2 protein-coding genes are annotated in these 1499 nt (G+C 67.8%); both read left to right on the top strand.

Annotated elements, in window-relative coordinates:
- The coding region (locus AC04L7_RS18510) for a hydroxymethylglutaryl-CoA lyase (RefSeq protein ID WP_475513673.1) at positions 1-609 on the top strand (609 nt) is incomplete at its 5' end.
- Positions 606-1499, top strand: an 894-nt coding sequence (locus tag AC04L7_RS18505; RefSeq protein WP_475513672.1) for a PAS domain-containing protein, incomplete at its 3' end; no start/stop codon positions are given. The genes AC04L7_RS18510 and AC04L7_RS18505, both read left to right, overlap by 4 nt.

Genomic DNA, 1499 nt, shown 5'->3' with positions numbered 1-1499 from the left:
GTCGCGGTGTTCACGGCCGCCTCCGAGGCCTTCAACCGGAAGAACATCAACGCCTCCATCGATGAGTCCATCGAACGGTTCCGCCCGGTGCTTGAACGTGCCGCCGCCGATGGCATCAAGGTGCGCGGCTACGTCTCCACCGTGCTCGGCTGCCCGTACCAGGGCGACGTGCCTGTGGCCGACGTGGTGCGCGTGGCGCGTCAGTTGCATGCGATGGGCTGCTACGAAATCTCGCTGGGCGACACCATCGGCGTCGGCACGCCGCGCAAGGCCGCCGACATGCTCAAGGCTGTCGCTGCGGAAGTCCCGCTCTCCGCGCTGGCCGTGCATTTCCACGACACCTACGGCCAGGCGCTGGCGAACATCCTGGCCTGCCTGGAGGTGGGCATACGCGTGGTCGATTCTGCCGTCTCTGGCGCCGGCGGTTGCCCGTATGCCAAGGGCGCCAGCGGCAACGTCGCCAGCGAGGACGTGATCTACCTGCTGCACGGCCTGGGCATGCGCACCGGCGTCGATCTGGACCTGCTGGCGGAGACGGGCCGCTGGCTGGCGAGCCGTCTGGGACGCGAAACCGGCAGCCGCGTCGGCAAGGCATTGGCCGCGGCATGAACCAAGGCCGCGCCAGCGACGTCGACGTGATGGCGCTGGCCGCCGCACTCGAACGCGCGGCCGCGGCCGACGGCCCGCACGCCGATCTGTTGCGCCAGGCGCGCGACGCACTGTTGGCCAAGCAGCACGACGCGGAGACGGAACGCTCGCGCTATCGCAACCTGTTCGACGCCGTACCCGACCCGGTCAGCATCATCGCCGAGGACGGCACCATCCTGGACCTCAACCAGGCCGGCATGCTGGCGTACAAACGGCCACGCGAAGAGATCGTCGGCCGCAACATCAACGTGCTCAATCCCGACCTGCCGCGCGACCACCTGGTGCCCGTCTGGGAGACGCTCAACCGCGGCGAGACCTACGTGATCGAGGTCACCAACATGCGCGGTGACGGGACGCGGTTCCCGGTCGAAGTGCACTCGGCCAACATCAACTTCGACGGGCGCAAGAGCATCGTCGCCGTCGCGCGCGACATCAGTAGCCGCCGGCTGGCGGAAATGCGCTACCGCGAGCTGATGGAGACGATCGACAAGGGCATCGTGGTGCACAACCGCGACATGGAAGTGCAGTACTGCAACGGTGCGGCGATGCGCATCTTCGGCATCCGCGAAGACCAGCGCGCGGACCAGGAACTGGCGCTCGGCCGCTGGCATATCGTCGACGAACACGGCCGCGAGATGGCGCGCCATGAACTGCCGGCCCAACGCGCGCTCGACTCCGGCCAGATGATCGAGAGCGTGCTGCTGGGGCTCTACCACCGCGAGAAGAAGCAGCTGCTGTGGCTCACCGCCACGTCGGTGCCGCAGTTCGCACCGGGCGCCAGCGTGCCGTCGCAGGTGAGCACGCTGTTCAGCGATGTAACCGAGCTCAAACGCGACAGCGCGCTGTTCGAC

This window comes from Pseudoxanthomonas sp. LjRoot204_2, from assembly GCF_056175765.1.
The sequence above is the reverse complement of the archived record's forward strand: the minus strand, read 5'-3'. Positions and strand labels throughout refer to the sequence as shown.